The sequence below is a fragment of the Onishia taeanensis genome, from assembly GCF_003268885.1.
Lineage (GTDB): Bacteria > Pseudomonadota > Gammaproteobacteria > Pseudomonadales > Halomonadaceae > Onishia > Onishia taeanensis_A.
In genome coordinates, this window is the sequence record NZ_QLSX01000002.1 from 67,981 (window position 1) to 85,460 (window position 17,480).

12 protein-coding genes are annotated in these 17,480 nt (G+C 63.7%); 3 read left to right on the plus strand and 9 right to left on the minus strand.

The genetic code is table 11. From position 1 onward, the window contains the following. Positions 1-18: 18 nt before the first annotated feature. The 4 genes from BCL93_RS03055 to BCL93_RS03070 form a co-directional block, all read right to left on the minus strand. Entirely contained in the window at positions 19-1,269 is a 1,251-nt protein-coding gene (locus BCL93_RS03055) for a sarcosine oxidase subunit beta family protein (protein WP_112053659.1), read from the minus strand. Between the two features lie 50 nt (positions 1,270-1,319). Then, positions 1,320-2,615, minus strand: coding sequence for a serine hydroxymethyltransferase (gene glyA / locus BCL93_RS03060; RefSeq protein ID WP_112053660.1), 1,296 nt, complete (start codon positions 2,613-2,615; stop codon positions 1,320-1,322). 333 nt (positions 2,616-2,948) lie between these two features. Then, a complete protein-coding gene (locus BCL93_RS03065; protein ID WP_112053661.1) occupies positions 2,949-3,989 on the minus strand; it encodes a GlxA family transcriptional regulator in 1,041 nt (346 codons plus the stop codon). Positions 3,990-4,280: 291 nt separating this feature from the next. After that, a complete protein-coding gene (locus BCL93_RS03070; protein WP_112053662.1) occupies positions 4,281-5,387 on the minus strand; it encodes a hybrid-cluster NAD(P)-dependent oxidoreductase in 1,107 nt (368 codons plus the stop codon). Positions 5,388-5,692: 305 nt separating this feature from the next. Here BCL93_RS03070 and BCL93_RS03075 point away from each other — a divergent pair, with 305 nt between their 5' ends. Further along, positions 5,693-6,979 carry an aromatic ring-hydroxylating oxygenase subunit alpha gene (locus BCL93_RS03075; RefSeq protein WP_112053663.1) on the plus strand — a complete coding sequence of 429 codons (1,287 nt, stop codon included), beginning with the start codon at positions 5,693-5,695 and terminating at the stop codon, positions 6,977-6,979. 236 nt (positions 6,980-7,215) lie between these two features. Here the strand turns inward: BCL93_RS03075 and fdhA are convergent, their stop codons facing one another. After that, the gene (gene fdhA / locus BCL93_RS03080; protein WP_112053664.1) at positions 7,216-8,409 is read right to left on the minus strand and encodes a formaldehyde dehydrogenase, glutathione-independent; all 1,194 of its coding nucleotides are present in this window, start codon (positions 8,407-8,409) and stop codon (positions 7,216-7,218) included. A 244-nt stretch (positions 8,410-8,653) separates the two neighbouring features. Between fdhA and BCL93_RS03085 the strand changes: the two genes are divergently transcribed. Continuing rightward, positions 8,654-10,228: a BCCT family transporter gene (locus BCL93_RS03085; protein WP_112053665.1), complete on the plus strand. Its 1,575-nt coding sequence runs from the start codon at positions 8,654-8,656 to the stop codon at positions 10,226-10,228. Positions 10,229-10,476: 248 nt separating this feature from the next. Beyond that, positions 10,477-11,007, plus strand: a complete 531-nt coding sequence (locus tag BCL93_RS03090) for an invasion associated locus B family protein (protein ID WP_112053666.1) — start codon at positions 10,477-10,479, stop codon at positions 11,005-11,007. A 216-nt stretch (positions 11,008-11,223) separates the two neighbouring features. Here the strand turns inward: BCL93_RS03090 and BCL93_RS03095 are convergent, their stop codons facing one another. From BCL93_RS03095 to dgcA, 4 genes are all read right to left on the minus strand, one after another. After that, positions 11,224-12,027 (minus strand): electron transfer flavoprotein subunit beta, encoded by an 804-nt coding sequence (locus BCL93_RS03095; protein WP_112053667.1) that lies wholly within the window; start codon positions 12,025-12,027, stop codon positions 11,224-11,226. Next, on the minus strand, positions 12,017-13,297 hold the full coding sequence (locus BCL93_RS03100) for an electron transfer flavoprotein subunit alpha/FixB family protein (protein WP_112053668.1): 1,281 nt from the start codon (positions 13,295-13,297) through the stop codon (positions 12,017-12,019). Before BCL93_RS03100 ends, BCL93_RS03095 begins: the two co-directional genes overlap by 11 nt. Further along, a complete protein-coding gene (locus BCL93_RS03105) occupies positions 13,297-15,306 on the minus strand; it encodes a (Fe-S)-binding protein (RefSeq protein WP_112053669.1) in 2,010 nt (669 codons plus the stop codon). Before BCL93_RS03105 ends, BCL93_RS03100 begins: the two co-directional genes overlap by 1 nt. 90 nt (positions 15,307-15,396) lie before the next feature. Continuing rightward, on the minus strand, positions 15,397-17,469 hold the full coding sequence (gene dgcA / locus BCL93_RS03110) for a dimethylglycine demethylation protein DgcA (RefSeq protein ID WP_112053670.1): 2,073 nt from the start codon (positions 17,467-17,469) through the stop codon (positions 15,397-15,399). Positions 17,470-17,480 lie beyond the last annotated feature (11 nt).

Sequence of the window (17,480 nt, forward strand, 5' to 3'; positions counted from 1 at the left end):
GGTCTCCTCTGCGGTGGATCAGTGGGCGACGCCGGCAGCGCCGTGCTCGTCGATCAACGCGCCGGTATTGAAACGGTCGATGGAGAAGGGCTTGGCGATCGGGTGCATCTCGCCCTTGGCGAGACTGGCCGCGAATACGTGCCCCGAGCCCGGCGTCGCCTTGAAGCCCCCGGTGCCCCAGCCGCAGTTGAAGTACAGTCCCTTGACCTTGGTCTTCGAGAGGATCGGGCAGGCATCGGGACAGGTATCGACGATACCGCCCCACTGACGGTTCATGCGCACCCGCGAGAAGATCGGGAACATCTCGACGATCGCCTGCAGGGTGTGCTCCACGGTCGGGTAGCTGCCGCGCTGCCCATAGCCGTTGTAGCCGTCGATGCCGGCACCGATCACCAGGTCGCCCTTGTCGGACTGGCTGATATAGCCGTGAACGTGGTTCGACATCACCACGGTATCGAGGACCGGCTTGATCGGTTCGGAGACCAGCGCCTGAAGCGGGTGTGATTCCAGTGGCAGCTTGATGCCGGCCATCTTCGCCATCACCCCGGAGTTGCCGGCAGTGACGCAGCCGACGGTCTTGGCTTCGATGTCACCGCGATTGGTGTGCACCCCGTAGACTTGGCCATCGCGAATCTTGAAGCCGGTGACCTCGGTGTTCTGTAAAAGATCGACCCCCAGGGCATCGGCGGCGCGCGCATAGCCCCAGGCCACCGCGTCATGGCGGGCCACGCCAGCGCGCGGCTGCCAGGAGGCCCCCATCACCGGATAGCGAGCATTCTTGGAGCAGTCCATGATCGGCACCAACTCCTGCACGCCCTTGGCGTCAAGCACCTCGCCATCGATGCCGTTGAGGCGGTTGGCGTTGACCCGACGCTGGATGTCACGCATGTCTTGCAGGGTGTGGCCCACGTTCAACACGCCACGCTGGGAGAACATCACGTTGTAGTTGATGTCCTGGGAAAGCCCCTCCCACAGTTTCATGGCGTGCTCATAGAGCGCCGCCGACTCGTCCCACAGGTAGTTGGAACGCACGATGGTGGTGTTGCGGGCAGTATTTCCGCCCCCCAGCCAGCCTTTCTCGATCACCGCGACGTTGGTGATGCCGTGCTCCTTGGCCAGGTAGTAGGCAGTGGCCAGGCCATGGCCACCGCCGCCGACGATGATGACGTCATACGCTTTCTTGGGCGTGGGGTTTCGCCACTGGCGCTGCCAGTTCTCGTGGTGGCTCAGCGCGTGCTTGACCAACCCGAAGCCTGAATATCGTTGCATGGAATCTTCTCCTCGAAGGGGCCCCGCCGCTAAAGCGGCGGGAATCGGGCTCACGCGTAAGCCGTCTCGGCAGCGTCGACGGCTTGGCCATAGACCGGGTGGCGAGCGCACAGCTCGGCCACCTTGCCACGAACCTCGGACTCGGCCTCGGTGGTATCGCCACCTTCGGCCAGGGTGTCGAGCAGGTCGCAAATCCAACCGGCCAAGGCCTCGCAGTCGGCCTGGTCGAAGCCACGGGTGGTCACCGCCGGGGTGCCAATGCGCAGGCCCGAGGTCACGAAGGGACTCTGGGGGTCATTGGGCACGGCGTTCTTATTGACCGTGATGTGGGCGCGGCCCAGAGCGGCATCCGCATCCTTGCCGGTCACCCCCTGCTTGATCAGCGACACCAGGAAGAGATGGTCGTCGGTGCCGCCGGAGACCACGTCGAAGCCGCGCTCGACGAAGACCTTGGCCATGGCCCGAGCGTTGTCGATCACCTCCGCCTGGTAGCGCACGAAGTCCTGGCTCATGGCCTCGCGGAAGGCCACCGCCTTGGCAGCGATGACGTGCATCAGCGGGCCGCCCTGCTGGCCCGGGAACACCGCGCCGTTGAGCTTCTTGTAGAGCGTCTCGTCACCGCTGGCGGAGAGGATCAGGCCACCACGCGGACCGCGCAGGGTCTTGTGGGTGGTAGTGGTCACCACATGGGCATGCGGCAGCGGGCTCGGGTAGTGGCCAGCGGCCACCAGGCCGGCGACATGGGCCATGTCGACCATCAGCCAGGCACCCACGGCGTCGGCGATGTTGCGGAAACGACGCCAGTTGATCACCCGGGAGTAGGCCGAGAAGCCGGCGATGATCAGTTTGGGCTGATGCTCGTGGGCGAGACGCTCTACCTCGTCGTAATCGATCTCGCCAGTGTCCGGGTTCAAGCCGTACTGGACGGCGTTGTAGTACTTACCGGAGAAGTTCGGCGCCGCACCATGGGTCAGGTGCCCACCGTGGGCCAGACTCATGCCCAGCACGGTGTCGCCAGGCGATACCAGAGCCATGAAAGCCGCCGCATTGGCCTGAGCGCCGGAATGGGGCTGGACGTTGGCATAGTTGGCACTGAACAGCGCGCAGGCACGCTCGATGGCCAGACGCTCGACCACGTCGACGTGCTCGCAGCCGCCATAGTAGCGCTTGCCAGGGTAGCCCTCGGCGTATTTGTTGGTCAGCTGGCTCCCCTGGGCCTCCATGACCTGCGGACTCGCGTAGTTCTCCGAGGCGATCAGCTCGATATGGGCTTCCTGGCGAACCACTTCATCGGCAATGGCGGCGGCGATTTGGGGATCGGTCGTTGTAAGGTTATTGGCGTTCATCTCGTCACCCTGGGGATTGGCTTCACAACGTTAAAAAAAAGGAGAACGCGCGGTATTCTGGAAACGACACCGACATCGTCGCGACAGACAAGCTGCCTGATCGCCGGCCCGTCCTGGGCACTGCGCTCTCACTCTGGCTGTCATTGATAGCCAATCACGTGCCCGAAAGATTGAACGTTTGCGACATCTTTCCCATGATGTTCGCGACATAAGCCAGCAACTACATGTTTATAAACATTTTTTACTTTTCGGCATACTTGTATATTTCTCGGCATGCGCGCATAAAAAAAGCCGACGCCCAGGCGTCGGCTCGTTGCCCTTCGACCTCGTTGCCTAAGGGGTCGTCGTCCGCGACTCGATATGCAGGAAGAAGGGATCAACCACGGCTCCATTACCCTCTCCTGCCGCCTTGCGCGCGGCCGACGGCGTGACACCAAAAGCCTCACGGAAGTGCCGCGAGAAGTGGGCGGTATCGGAGAAGCCGCAGCGTTCGCCGATATCGGTGACGCTCTTCGCCGTGTAGTGCAGCAGCCAAAGGCCGTAGCGCAGGCGCAGATCCCGGGCGAACTTGCGGGGGCCAACGCCCAGCGCCTCACGGAAGCGCCGCTCCAGGTTGCGGCGCGAGGTACCGAGCCGCTCGGCCAGGGCATCCACGCCAAGCGGCTCGCCGAGGTGCTGCTCGAGGATGGCAATGGCGCGACGTACCAGCTGGTCGTCAACCTTGTCGAAGACCACCGGCTGGGGCTGGGGATGTTCGCCGCGACGAGCCTCGTCAATGAGCATGATATGCAGGCTCTTCATGGCCCAGGCCTTGCCCAGGTGACGCTCCACCAGGTAGGCGGCCAGATCAGCGGAGGCGACGCCCCCGGCACAGGTAAGCAGGTGCCCGTCATCGATGAACAGGCGGTCGGCGACCGGCTCGATGTCGGGAAATCGCCTCGTCAGGTCGCCATAGTGATACCAACTGACGCAACAGCGCCGGCCGTTCATCAGCCCGGCCTGGATCAGCGCGAAGACGCCAGTGCAGACCCCCACTAGAGGTACACCCGCCTTGGCCGTGCGTTGCAGGTAGGCAATCGCCGTCTCATCAATGACGTCATGCTCGTCCTGGACACCACCGATGACCACGATGTAGTGGAACTCCGCCGGATCGCGAAAGGCCGTGCAGGGAGTGACGGCCGCCCCGCAGCTGGAGATGGCATCTTGCCCGGCGCTGGTCATGAAAACCCAGTGGCAGCGCAACTGGCGGCTGCGATCACCCTCGTCGGCGGCCAAACGCAGGCAATCTACGAAGGCCGCGAAGGGCAGCATGGTGAATCGGCGCAACAGGACGAAGCCGACGGACAGCGGCTCGCCCTCGTGGGAAGGACTCATGGGACCAGTGCTCTTCACTATCGGTGGCGTTGAGATCAGTGTCCGGCAGCCTGAGCCGAGACGCAAAGCCTCCGGTGCGACGATCCGCATGACCTCTGGATCATACCGACCACCCGAGGAAGCGATGCGCCCCTGGCTAGTGGGCTGGGTCTAAGGTGGTCTGGGTCCAGGCACTGGCGATCAACGCAACTCTTTCGAGGCAGTAGCTAGCCGATGACTTACGGCCTGCGCTGTGGGCGGTCCATCCGGCTCGAGACCGCCCGCTAGCAAGGGGCTCGATGGCGGCCATCATCAGTACTCCACCACCACGTCGCCCAGCGGCTTGCTGCAACAGGAGAGAATGTAACCCTCGGCGACGTCCTCGTCAGTGATGCCGCCGTTGTGGTCCATCTCGACCTCACCAGTACTGAGCGGCACCCGGCAGGTGCCGCAGATGCCCATGCCGCAGGCCTTGGGAATGTGCAGCCCCAGCTTGGCGGCGGCCGAGTGGACCGTCTCGCCGGGCTGAATACGCACGCTCTTGCCAGTAGCGCTGAACTCGACGCTGATCATATCGGCGGCATCGAGCTCCTCGGCCTCGGCTTCGGCCATCTCGACGTTCTCAATCACATCTTCCTGGACGTCCAGCGGCGTAGCACCGAATGACTCCTCATGGTAGTGACTCATGTCGAAGCCGTTTTCCTGCAGCAAGTGCTTCACCGCATTCATGTAGGGCGTCGGGCCGCAGCAGAAGATCTCGCGATCCATGAAGTCCGGAGCCATCAGCTCGAGCATCGGCTGACTCAGGTAGCCACGGAAGCCTGCCCAGGCGTCGCCAAGCTCATCGCTGCGCTCGCAGACGATATGCAGTTTGAACTCGGGTATCCGCGAGAAAATATGCTCGAGCTCACGATGATAGATGACGTCACGAGGTGTGCGGGAACTATGCACAAACTGCAGGTCCACGGCGGCATTGGTGTCAAACAGCCAGCGCACCATGGACATCAGAGGGGTGATGCCCACGCCGCCAGATAGCATCAGCACCTTTTCCGCCGGATAGTCGATGATGTTGAAGTTTCCGACCGGGCCGTGCACCGCCAGTTCGTCATTGACCTTGAGGTTGTCATGCAACCAGTTGGAGACGACGCCCCCTGGCATGCGCTTGACGGTGATGGAGAAACTGTAGGGAACCGACGGTGAACTCGAGATGGTGTAAGAACGCATGACGGGCTGATCATCGATCTCAAGCTCCAGGGTCACGAACTGTCCCGGCTTGAAGAAGAACATCACCGGCTGCTCGGCCATGAAGCAGAATGTTCGAGTATCCCAGGTTTCCTGGATCACCTTGACGCAGCGTACCGCATGGCGGCCGTTGGTCCAGGTCTGGGTAGTGACTGGGTTGAGAAAGGACATCGTCATTGTTGTGTCGCCTAGGCTGCAGCATGAAGGCCTCCGACCGCGGTGCCACCGCCTGCCGTTGCACGAATTCTGCGCAGCGCCGACAAACTCGACTTGCCTGTCTACGACATGGGCATGCTCATGACATCCAGGCCCACCCATTTTCGTTTTGCCCCGCGTCGTCGTCGCATCACATCACGTCGTCGGCAGACAACCGCCCCCCGCAGCACTGATCCACACTCGCTTCAGCCCGCAACAGCCGGCCCGGCCCCTATTCCTAACAATTTCAAAGCCGCCTCAGCGGCCCTGCAAGAGGATGTATAGTCATGGATCCTAGGTTCCCCGCTCGTCTGGACGATCCCCTGGCCCCGGCCCGCGAGGCTGCCGTAGAGATGCTGCAGCAGCGACGCCCACAATTCTCGCTGCCGCAACCGTTCTACAACGACGAGCGACTGTTTCAACTGGACATGCAGGAAATCTTCGAGAAGGAATGGCTCTTTGCGGGCATGACCTGCGAAATTCCCAGCAAGGGTAACTACATGACCCTTGAAGTCGGCGATAACCCGGTCGTGATCGTGCGCGGCAACAACGGTGAAGTGCACGCCTTCCACAACGTCTGCCGTCACCGTGGCTCACGCCTGTGCGTCACCAACAAGGGCAAGGTGGCAAAGCTGGTCTGTCCCTATCATCAGTGGACCTACGAGCTGGATGGCCGCCTGCTGTTCGCCGGCAGCGACATGGGCAAGGACTTTGATCTCGCGTCCCACGGCCTGAAGCCGGTTCACGTTCGCACCGGCGGCGGTTACATCTTCGTCAGCCTGGCCGACGAGGCGCCAGAGATCGACGGGTTCCTCGAGAGTCTCGATCACTACTTGGCTCCCTACGACATAGAAAACCTCAAGGTCGCCGCGGAATCCAACATCATCGAAGAGTGCAATTGGAAGCTGGTGATCGAGAACAACCGCGAGTGCTACCACTGCAATGGCGCGCACCCGGAACTGCTCAACTCCCTGCAAGAGTTCGACGACACCGACGACCCTCGCGCCACACCGGCTTACAAGGACCTGGTCGCGCGCAAGCAGGCCGACTGGGACGCCCAGGGCGTGCCTTACAAGCTCACCCGACTCGGTCGTCGTAACCGCTTGACCCGCACGCCGCTGCTCAATGGTGTGGAATCAATGACCATGAACGGCAAGCGGGCCAGCAAGAAGCTGATGGGTAATCTGCAGAGCGCCGACCTGGGATCGCTGCGCATCCTGCACCTGCCCAACTCCTGGAATCACTTCATGGGGGATCACGCTGTCGTTTTCCGCGTCCTGCCACTGGGCCCGCAGAAAACCCTCGTCACCACCAAATGGCTGGTACACAAGGATGCCGCAGAAGGCGTCGACTACGATCCGGCCGAGATGCGTCGCGTATGGGATGCCACCAACGATCAGGACCGCAGACTCGCCGAAGAGAACCAGCGCGGCATCAACTCCAAGAGCTATGAGCCGGGCCCCTACTCAGAGACGTTCGAGTTTGGTGTGATCGACTTTGTCGATTGGTACAGCGAGCGCATGCTCGAGAACCTGGACCATAGCGCACCTCACCTGCACCTGGCCCAGAACTAAGCTTCCGCCTTTTCCACGCACGTCCTCACAAAGGCCCCACCACAAGCGGGGCCTTTGCATTGCAACGTCAGTTGGCAGCGAACTGTCCGTCAACAACGACATCCTGGTGCATTCCCTGCACTAAGCTGCCAGCACCAGAGCCGCTGGGCCGAAGATCTTGTCCGCTCAGAGGCACGACCTACAAAAGACGACGGCGCCCCGCGGGCCGCCGTCGTTGATCTAGCCAGCTAACGCGTTCAGGCCGGCACGCTGCCATGCGGGTCGATGACGAATTTCTTCGCTGCGCCGCCATCGAAGTCAGCGTAGCCCTTGGGCGCCTCGTCCAGCGTGATCATCTGAACATTGATCGCATCTGCGATGTTGACCTTGCCGAACAGGATCGCCTGCATCAGTGGGCGGTGATACTTCATCACCGGGCACTGGCCGGTGTGGAAACTATGCGACTTGGCCCAACCAAGGCCGAAGCGCATGCTCAAGGCGCCCTGCTTGGCCGCCTCGTCTTCGGCACCCGGATCCTCGGTGACGTACAGGCCCGGAATGCCGATTTCACCGCCGGCACGCGTCAGTGACATGGCCGAGTTAAGCACGGTAGCCGGGGCTTCCTTGCCGTGGTTGCAGCCACAGGCATGAGCCTCGAAGCCGACACAGTCGACGAAGGCATCGACTTCACGCTCTCCCAGAATGACTTCGACCTTGTCGGCCATGTCGCCATCCTGGGTCAGGTCGATCGTCTCGCAGCCAAAGCTGCGTGCCTGGGCCAGGCGATCCTCGATCATGTCGCCGACGATGACGCATGCCGCACCCAGCAGCTGGGCAGACACGGCCGCCGCAAGGCCGACCGGACCTGCACCGGCGATGTAGACGGTAGAGCCGGGCCCAACACCCGCGGTCACGCAACCGTGAAAGCCGGTCGGGAAGATATCGGACAGCAGGGTCAGGTCCTTGATCTTATCCATCGCCTGGTCGGCGTCCGGGAACTTCAGCAGGTTGAAGTCGGCATAGGGGACCATGACGTATTCGGTCTGGCCACCGACCCAACCGCCCATGTCGACGTAGCCATAGGCCGCGCCCGGACGTGCCGGATTGACGTTCAGGCAGATGCCGGTCTTGCCCGATTTGCAGTTACGACAGCGGCCACAGGCAATGTTGAACGGGACCGAGACAAGGTCGCCCTGATTGATGAATTCAACGTCCCGTCCGCACTCGACCACGATGCCGGTGATCTCGTGACCCAGCACCAGGCCCGGCTCGGCGGTGGTGCGGCCCCGCACCATATGCTGGTCACTGCCGCAGATATTGGTGGTAACGACCTTGAGGATAACGCCGTGCTCGCACTTGCGATTGCCAAGAGCAAGCTCCGGGTAGGCGATGGATTCGACGGCGACTTCACCCGGGCCTTTATAGACGACTCCGCGGTTGGCTGCACTCATGGCTGGCTTCCTTCAACGTTATTTTTGATTGAGGCGGCGATACCGCCGCTACTCGACGATAGCCCCTTCACTCGGCCGGAATGTTCCCAGCGAGTCACCGCCATGCCTATTCGAGACATCTTCGCCGCCGAAGTGGCAATGCCATATCCCGAGGTCGTTTTCGCGACAGCTCTCCCTGCGGGTCCTGCCAAGAATGTTCGCCGTCGCCGCTAGGCGATGTGACAACAACAATAGAGGACCTCGCATGACGCATGACGACGACCCCATCCTGACCCCCGGGCAGGACAACAAGCAGATACTTGGGCTGGATTTCCACAACCCTGTCTTTCCGGTTTCTGCCCTGGCCATCCTGGCCTTTATTCTCTATGCCTTGATCTACCCTGATCAGTCCAACAGCCAAATGACAGCGGCCCGTGGCTTTGCCATCGAGCACTTCGACTGGCTATTCATGATCGCCGGCAATGTCTTCGTGATCCTGTGCCTGGCGCTGATCGTCTTGCCCTTAGGGCGTATCCGCCTGGGTGGCCCATCTGCTCGTCCCGAGCATTCCACGATCTCCTGGTTCAGTATGCTGTTCGCCGCGGGCATGGGCATCGGCCTGATGTTCTGGAGCGTGGCCGAACCGGTGGCCTACTACACCGACTGGTATGGCACACCGCTGAACGCCGCCCCGGGCACCCCGGAAGGCGCCAGTGCAGCCATCGGCGCCACCATGTTCCACTGGGGCCTACATCCTTGGGCGATCTATGCGGTGGTCGGCCTGTCGCTGGCTTTCTTCGCCTACAACCGGGGACTGCCACTGACCCTGCGCTCGGCCTTCACCCCCTTGTTGGGCCAACATGTACGTGGATGGGTCGGCCACGTGATCGACATTGTCGCGGTGCTGTCGACCATCTTCGGCCTGGCCACCTCGCTGGGCTTCGGCGCGACCCAAGCCGCTGGCGGCCTTAACTACCTGTTCGACGTACCCAACACGCTAGGGACTCAGCTCGCCATCATCGTCGGTGTCACCACCGTGGCGCTGTACTCGGTGTGGCGCGGGATCGACGGCGGGGTGAAGCTGTTCTCCAACATCAACATGGTAATCGCCCTGGTACTTCTGCTATTCGTGGTCTTCACCGGTTCCACGCTGCTGTTCGTCAACGGCCTGTGGGACACCAGCGTGGCCTACCTGACGCATATCCTGCCGCTGTCCAACTGGATCGGTCGCGAGGACCAGACCTGGTTCCACGGCTGGACGGTGTTCTACTGGGCTTGGTGGATCTCCTGGTCACCCTTCGTCGGCATGTTCATCGCCAGGGTCTCTCGGGGACGCACCGTGCGCGAGTTCCTGATGGCGGTGCTGCTGGTGCCGACACTGGTCACCATCGTTTGGATGACCGCCTTTGGCGGCAACGCTCTTGCCCAGTCAGCGAATGGCGTCGGTGAATTGGCCAACGGCATCGGCGAGGTCTCGCTGGCGATGTTCCAGATGCTCGAGCAGCTGCCGCTGACGACCCTCACCTCGACCATGGCCATCATTCTGGTACTGGTGTTCTTCATCACCTCGTCCGACTCCGGGTCGCTGGTGATCGACAGCATCACCGCCGGGGGCAAAATCGATGCCCCTCGCAGCCAGCGGGTCTTCTGGGCCACCCTGGAGGGTGTAATCGCCGGCATCCTGCTCTACGGCGGTGGTGACAAGGCCCTGGGCGCCCTTCAGGCCGGCGCCGTGACCACCGGCCTTCCCTTTACCTTCATCCTGCTGGTGATGTGCGTGGGCTTGGTCAAGAGCCTGAGGGAAGAGCATCGCAGCCTGTCGCGAGCTGCCACCGCCTGACCTTCGTCTCGCCCAGTGACATGCTGCCCCCGGCCGGTGCCGGGGGCAGCGTCGTTTTCACCACCGTCCCGCCGTGCGACGCCTGTATGTCAGGGAAAATTCATCCGGGACTCGACCTCAAAGGCTCGACTGGGCATGGTAGTAACCACGGCGCCGAGCGCAGCCTTGGTTAGCCGCCGTACACGTCGGACGCAGCTAGCTGCTGAATACTCATCCTCATGATCACCGACACCAAGGAGGTATCCCCAATGTCGTCCTTTTGCACCCGCCTGTGCATGACAGGCCTGCTGTCGCTTCTGGCCCTGGCCCCCAACGCTTTCGCCCAGCAAACGACATCTGGCCAAGCCCCCGCCGATATCACCACCGAGCAATTCAATGACTGGCAGGTGGTCTGTCCTAGCGACAGCAGCCAGGGCAACTGCACCATGAACCAGGTGATCAGTAATGCGGATAGCAGCCAGCCCTTGATGCGCGTCGTGGTCGCTTACCCGCCGCAGCTCGAGGGCAGCCCAGCGATGACCTTTCTGACGCCGCTAGGCGTGCGCCTCGCTCCCGGCCTGCAGTTGAGTGCGGGAAGCGCCCAGCCCGCCAAGTTCCCCTACCAGGTGTGCCTGGAACAGGGGTGTCGCGCCGACCTGCCACTGGAACCGGCGATGTTCCAGGCGCTGCGCTCCGGCAGCAACGCGACGCTGAGCCTGGTCGGCCCACGCGGTAACCGCATGGACCTGGATATTTCCCTGATGGGCTTCACCGATGCCAGCCAGCGCATCGCCCCCTGACGGTTAACTCCCTGTCATCAACGATAAGCACCGGCAACAAGCACCCAAGCAAAAAACCCCGGCACAAAAGGCCGGGGCTTTTTGTTGTCGGGGCTTTGACTCAGTGGCACCTTAACCAAACGACGCTACAGGATGGGACCAGCGCCCGTTCACGCGGCGAACGCGGCACCGGCGGCCGAGTGTCGTCTGCCAGTGCCCATCGCATGAGGTGTCTGCCTAGCGCAGCACACCTTCTTCCTTCAGCAGCTTGAAGACCGCCTCGGCGCCCTGCTCGGCGGTGACGTCGGTAAGCACCTGTCCCCCACCCCCTTCGGCCTTGGCAGCGGCGGCCTTGAAGCGGTCGCGGGCCGAAGCGGCCTTGACGATCTTCAAGCGCTTGGGCCGCTTGCGCGCTGGCTTGAAATGCCACTCAGCCATATCGACGTCGACCGCCACCGGTGCCTCGCTCACCTCCAGTCGACCCCGCTGCGCGGGGCCGAAGGCGCTCTGGCGCGGCGCCGGTGCGGCGGCATCGACGGTCACGATAGCCGGCAGGCGTACCTTGAGCCGCCGTCGCTGGCCTCGCGGCAGCGCCTGCAGCACCGTGGCGACACCCTCGGAGACGCCTTCCACGGCCGCCAGGCCACTGACCAACGGCCAACCCAGGCGTTCGGCCAGCAAGTAAGGCAGCAGACCCGAACCCTCGCCCTGCTCGGCCCGCTCGCCGGTTATCACCAACTGCGGCGGTGCCGCATTCAGGGCGTCGGCCAAGGCAGGAAGTACATCGCTGTTCTCGGGCTGCTCGATCAGGGTCAGGGCATCGAAGCCCATTCCCAGGTAGCCGCGCAGCGCTGCCTCGTTGCCTTCATCCAGCCTGCCGGCATGGAGCAATCCGATCTCGGCAGCGGGCAAGGTACGCGCCAATTCCACCCCACGAGCATCCTGGTCGGCGCGCCGGCTACGGCCGGTTAGCGGATGGCGCCCCACGGAGACCAGCACGGTCACCGCGAGCCCCTCTTTTTCGTGAGTCTCAGGCCGCATTGCGCTTCTCCTCCCTTGCCTGCTCCACCAAGGCGACCAGGGCCTCGAGCACCTTCGCCGAGTCGCCGATGACCGCCAGATCGGCCCGCTTGATCATATCGCAGCCGGGATCCATGTTGATGGCCACCACCTTGTCGCAGCTCTGTATGCCCTGGAGATGCTGAATAGCCCCGCTGATGCCCACCGCCACGTAGACGCGAGCGGTGACCCAGGTGCCGGTGGCGCCGACCTGGCGGTTGCGGGCCATGAAGCCGTCATCCACCGCCACGCGGGAAGCCCCTTCGGTGGCTCCCAGCACCTCGGCGGCATGATGGAAACCGTCCCAGTCACGCACGCCGTTACCGGCAGAGAGAATAAACTCGGCCTCGGACAGCGCCACACCCGCCGGATCCACCGCCACTTGGCCAAGATCCTCGATGCGCGAAAGTTGGGCGGGCAGCGCCTGGGGCAGCGTCAGCTCACTGGCCGCATGGCGAGTCTCGCTGATCGGCTCGGCACACTCGGCCAGCGCCAGCGCGAAGCGCGGTAGCGGTCGCTGAATGTCCAGGGTGCCGGCTGCCCCACGAGCGGTACAGCTCCAGCCGAGATCGGCCTCGGCGTTGGCCTCTATCTGCCACACGCCTGTGGCCGGGCGCTCGCCAAGGCGTGCCGCCAGGCGGCGCCCCAGGTCGGCACCGCCGAGTTTGGAATCCGGTATCAGCCAGTGGCGTGGGGTCCAGGCTTCCTCCACGGCGACCAGGGCGCCGAGCCGGGCCTCGGGGACGAAGCCTTCGACATCGGGACCCTCAAGGTGCAGCAGGCGGTCGATGCCCGCCTCTTCGAAGCCGTCTTCCTTATGCTCACCGAAGATGACGGCCAACACCGCGCCGGGCGTCGCCGGATCGGCATCGGCCAGCTGACGGGCCAGGCCCAACAGATCTCGGTCATGCCCGGTCAGGCGCCCGCCGACCATATCCGGCACCACCGCCACCAGGAAGGCCGGCGACTCGATCTCGACCAGCAGCTTGCTCTGGGCGGCCGCCTTGGCGGCCCGGCCGCCACCAGCGCCCTGCTGGACGCCGCTGCGATCGATACGCTTGAGGCCATTGGGGCCCATGAAACCCACGACATGAGGATTCCTGCGCACCAGGCCATGGGGCCCGACCCACTCGCTGGCACCCCCTTGGCCGGCACTTCTGCCAAGTTCAGCCAGCGCCTCCAGATGCTGCGGATGCAGCCGGTTACGGGCAATCCATTCCTTGCGGGGGTCTCGACGTAAGATCTCGCTCATCACAGCACCTCCGCGGCCTGAGACTCTTGTGTCTGGGAGCGGTCGCCGGTGCTCGCCGGTGTCGCTATCAGCGCATCGGCCACGAGCTCAGCGATATCGCGGACCTCGGCGCTAGCGTCAACCACACCTTCGAGCATGGCAGTACACTGCGGGCAACCCACCGCCACCAGCTCGGCACCCGTCTCGCGGACGTCGCCCATGCGCATGTCGGGAATACGCTGCTTGCCGGGAATGTCGGTGATCGGCGCTCCACCGCCACCACCGCAGCAGCGCGAGCGGAACCCGGAGCGTTCCATCTCGGCGACCTCGATACCCAGCGCGCGCAGCACGTTGCGCGGCGCTTCGAACTCGCCGTTATAGCGGCCGAGATAGCAGGGATCGTGATAGGTCACGCTACCGCCCTTCCAGGGCTTGAAGTGCAGACGACCGGCATCGTAAAGCTCGGCGATATAGGTGCTGTGGTGACGCACCTCGTACTGGGCCGGCATTCCGGGGGTCCCCAGCTCGCCGTACTCGTTGCCGAGCACGTGGAAGCTGTGCGGGTCGCAGGTGACGATGCGCTGGAAGCGGTACTTCGACAGGGTGGCGATGTTGCGCTTCGCCAGACTCTGGAAGGTCGCTTCGTCGCCCAGGCGGCGGGCCACATCGCCGCTATCACGCTCCTCGTTGCCGAGTACCGCGAAGTCGACGTCGGCGGCGCGCAGCACCTTGACCAAGGCGCGCAAGGTGCGCTGGTTGCGCATGTCGTAGGCGCCGTCACCCAACCACAGCAGCACGTCGGCCTGCTGACGATCCCGCATCAGCGGCAGCTCCAGGTCGGCGGCCCAGTGCATCCGCGCGCCGGGATCGAAGCCGCCGGGATTGTCGGTGGCGATCAGGTTATCGAGCACCTCGGCCCCCTTGTTGGGGGTATTGCCGTGCTCCAGCGTCAGGAAGCGGCGCATGTCGACGATGGCATCGACATGCTCGATCATCATCGGGCACTCCTCGACGCAGGCGCGGCAGGTGGTGCACGACCACAGCGTCTCGGCATCCACCAGGGCCTGGCCCTGACGCGCCACGATGGGGCCATCGGGACTGCCCCGATGCTCACCCACAGGCTTGCCCCCAAGCCCTTCTGAAGGGTGAGGGCTGCCGGCATAGTGGGCGTCGCTGCCGCCGGCCATGCCGACCACCATGTCCTGAATCAGTTTCTTGGGGTTGAGCGGCTGGCCGGCGGCGAAGGCAGGACACACGGCCTCGCAGCGACCGCACTGCACGCAGGCATCGAAGCCGAGCAGCTGATTCCAGGTGAAATCGCTGGGCGTCTCCACACCGAGCGGGGCGTCATGATCATCGAGGTTCAGCGCCTTGAGACCGGTGGATCGATTGCCCTCGCCCCCTTTCGTGGAAAACCGTTCGGCGCGGCGATGGAAGGCCAGATGCAGGGCCCCGGCGAAGGCATGCTTCATCGGCCCGCCCCAGGTCATGCCGAAGACCACCTCGCCCAGGCCCCAGACCAGCACGGCACTCAACAACAGCGCCAGGACCCAGCTACCGAAATCCTCTGGTAGAAGCCCCACACTGGGCAGGGTGATAGCGAAGGTGCTCATTGAGAAGGCCATCAGACTCTTGGGCAGACGCATCCACGGGCCCTTGGAGAGCCGGGCCGGCGGATTACGGCGGCGGCGAGCCACGAAGCAGCTGCCAACGAACATGGTGGCACTGGCGGCGAGCAGCAACCAGCCGAGCACGCCTTCGGCCAGGCCAAGCCCGTGCACCAGCACCATCAGCACGGCCGCGGCAACGAAGCCGCCGGCGGTGGCCACGTGCGTGTTGGACATCACCTTGTCGCGGGCGACCACGTGGTGAAGGTCCACCAGATAGCGCCGCGGCATGGCGGCGAGCCCCTTGAGCAGGTCGACCGGGGCGGAGCGTCCCTGGCGCCACAGGCGTATACGCCGCCAGGCGCCAATCACCGCCAGCGCCAGGGAAGCGGCGATCAGGATCGGCAGGAGGGTATCGAGCATCTCGGCTCACCTCGCAATCTTGGAATTGTTGGGCGGCCCGGCCATCGCAGACCGGGCCGCTGAGGGCGTCAAATGCTGCTCGGCGCGGGCTTAAAAGTCCTTGCAGAGACGCAGCGCATCGTAGATCGCCGCATGGGTGTTACGCGGCGCGGTGCAGTCACCGAGGCGGAACAGCAGCGGTTCATCACCCTCCTCGCTCAAGCAAGGCTGCGGCTTGATGGCGTAAAGGGCCTCGAGATCCACCTGCCCCTTGTTGCGGGACCGATCCTTGAGCGCGTAGTAGAGCGCCTCGTCGGGGCGTACGCCGTTTTCGACCACGACCTGGTCGACCACGCGCTCCTCCTGGGTGCCGGTGTACTCGTTCTCGAGCACCGCGACCAGCGAATCGCCCTCCCGGTAAACCTTGTGGAGCATCATGTCGGAGGTCATGATCACCTCCTTCTTATAGAGGCTGCGGTAATAGGTCGGGAAGGTCGTACCGCCTACCGCCGCACCGGGCTTGATATCATCGGTGACGATCTCGACCTTGGCCCCTTTATCGGCCAGGTAATCCGCCGCCGACATGCCCGAAAACTCGCACAGCGCATCGTAAATCAGCACGTTCTTGCCCGGCTCGACCTTGCCGTTGAGGATATCCCAGGTGCTGACCACCAGGCTCTCCTCGGCGTTTTCCGAATAGCCCCACTCCTCGTGCTGCTCGAGGTAGGGCCGACCACCCGTGGCCAGCACCACGATGTCCGGACGCAAATCGAGGATAGTCGCCTCGTCGGCACGCGTGCCCAGACGCTGGTCGACCTTGAGGCGGTCCAATTCGAGCTGGAACCAGCGCGTGATGCCGGCAATCTGGTCGCGCTGGGGGGCCTTGGAGGCGATGGTGATCTGCCCGCCCAGCTGGTCTGACGCCTCGAACAGGGTCACCTCGTGGCCCCGCTCGGCGGCCACACGAGCCGCCTCCATGCCACCGGGACCACCGCCGACCACCACGACCTTGCGCTTCTTGCCTTCGGTCTGCTCGATGATGTGCGGCAGGCCCATGTACTCGCGGGAGGTCGCGGCGTTCTGGATGCACAGCACGTCCAGGCCCTGGTACTGGCGGTCGATGCAGTAGTTGGCGCCCACGCATTGCTTGATCTGGTCGACCTGGTCCATCTTGATCTTGGCGATCAGGTGCGGATCGGCGATATGGGCTCGGGTCATGCCGACCAGGTCTACATAACCGCCCTCGAGGATACGCTCGGCCTGGTTGGGATCCTTGATGTTCTGGGCGTGGATGACCGGCGCCTTGACCACTTCCTTGACGCCCGCTGCCAGGTGCAGGAAGGGCTCCGGCGGATAGGCCATGTTGGGGATGACGTTGGCCAGGGTGTCGTGCGTATCGCAGCCCGACCCCACCACGCCGAAGAAGTCCACCTTGCCGGTGGCATCGTAGTAGGCGGCGATCTGCTTCATGTCCTCATGAGACAGGCCGTCCGGATGGAACTCGTCACCGCAGATACGCATGCCCACCACGAAGTCGTCGCCGACTTCGGCGCGCACGGCCTTGAGCACTTCCATACCGAAGCGCATGCGGTTCTCGAAGCTGCCACCCCACTGGTCGGTCCGCTTGTTGACCCGCGGGCTCCAGAACTGGTCGATCAGGTGCTGGTGCACGGCGGACAGCTCGACGCCATCGAGGCCGCCTTCCTTCGCCCGGCGCGCGGCCTGGGCGAAGTCGCCGATGATGCGCCAGATCTCCTCCTCCTCGATGGTCTTGCAGGTCGAGCGGTGAACAGGCTCGCGAATACCGGAGGGCGAGACCAGGGTCGGCCAGTCGAAGCCGTCCCAGCGGGAGCGGCGCCCCATATGGGTAATCTGGATCATGATCTTACCGCCGTGTTTGTGCACCGCGTCGGCGAGATTCTGAAAGTGTGGGATGATCCGGTCGGTGGACAGGTTCACCGAACTCCACCAGCCCTGGGGGCTGTCGATGGAGACCACAGAGGAGCCGCCGCAGATGCACAGCCCGCAGCCGCCCTTGGCCTTTTCCTCGTAGTACTTGACGTAGCGGTCGGTGGTCATGCCGCCATCGGTGGCATGCACCTCGGCGTGGGCGGTGCTGACCACGCGGTTACGGATGGTCAGGTTGCCGATCTGGATCGGCTGGAAGATCGCGTCGAATGCCATGGAAAAACCTC

Coding starts and splice junctions, on each gene's coding strand:
- dgcA (WP_112053670.1), bottom strand. CDS start 17,469: ATGGCATTCGACGCGATCTTCCAGCCGATCCAGATCGGCAACCTGACC.
- BCL93_RS03090 (WP_112053666.1), top strand. CDS start 10,477: ATGTCGTCCTTTTGCACCCGCCTGTGCATGACAGGCCTGCTGTCGCTT.
- BCL93_RS03095 (WP_112053667.1), bottom strand. CDS start 12,027: ATGCGGCCTGAGACTCACGAAAAAGAGGGGCTCGCGGTGACCGTGCTG.
- BCL93_RS03055 (WP_112053659.1), bottom strand. CDS start 1,269: ATGCAACGATATTCAGGCTTCGGGTTGGTCAAGCACGCGCTGAGCCAC.
- BCL93_RS03100 (WP_112053668.1), bottom strand. CDS start 13,297: ATGAGCGAGATCTTACGTCGAGACCCCCGCAAGGAATGGATTGCCCGT.
- fdhA (WP_112053664.1), bottom strand. CDS start 8,409: ATGAGTGCAGCCAACCGCGGAGTCGTCTATAAAGGCCCGGGTGAAGTC.
- BCL93_RS03075 (WP_112053663.1), top strand. CDS start 5,693: ATGGATCCTAGGTTCCCCGCTCGTCTGGACGATCCCCTGGCCCCGGCC.
- BCL93_RS03105 (WP_112053669.1), bottom strand. CDS start 15,306: ATGCTCGATACCCTCCTGCCGATCCTGATCGCCGCTTCCCTGGCGCTG.
- glyA (WP_112053660.1), bottom strand. CDS start 2,615: ATGAACGCCAATAACCTTACAACGACCGATCCCCAAATCGCCGCCGCC.
- BCL93_RS03065 (WP_112053661.1), bottom strand. CDS start 3,989: ATGAGTCCTTCCCACGAGGGCGAGCCGCTGTCCGTCGGCTTCGTCCTG.
- BCL93_RS03085 (WP_112053665.1), top strand. CDS start 8,654: ATGACGCATGACGACGACCCCATCCTGACCCCCGGGCAGGACAACAAG.
- BCL93_RS03070 (WP_112053662.1), bottom strand. CDS start 5,387: ATGACGATGTCCTTTCTCAACCCAGTCACTACCCAGACCTGGACCAAC.